This is a genomic window from Seonamhaeicola marinus, assembly GCF_008085455.1.
This window is the reverse complement of record NZ_VSDQ01000739.1, coordinates 1-388: the sequence shown is the minus strand read 5'-3', so window position 1 is coordinate 388 and position 388 is coordinate 1. Positions and strand designations below refer to the sequence as shown.

Annotated in this window: 1 pseudogene; it reads left to right on the top strand. The window is 28.9% G+C overall.

Annotated features, from left to right (window positions below):
* Positions 1 to 388 (top strand): annotated as a pseudogene (locus FUA24_RS25295) (TonB-dependent receptor); the annotation flags it as partial.

Below are 388 nucleotides of genomic sequence, written 5' to 3'. Positions count from 1 at the left end.
TATAAATGGTGTTAATTTTGATGATAATTATTCCATTTCAAAACTAAATGTAAACTATACTACCAAATTGCGTGATTTATCATGGAAAGTAAATGGTGGTTTTGAGCATCAAATGTATAATTGGTATGGTGTTGCACCAACATTTACAACAACAGCTATTAATAATAGTATTGATGAAAAACATACCTTTTATAACGCATATTTTGGTGGCGATATTAATTTTGAAGATACATACATAAATTCAGCCGGATTTATTTTTAGGCGTTTTGGTGATAACCAAGGATCTGGCGAAAATCGTTTTATAGCCAATGCAAAAATTGATATTCCTATGAATAGAGAAGAAATTTCAACAACCTTTAAAGTTGATTATATAAAAGGCGATTTTGAT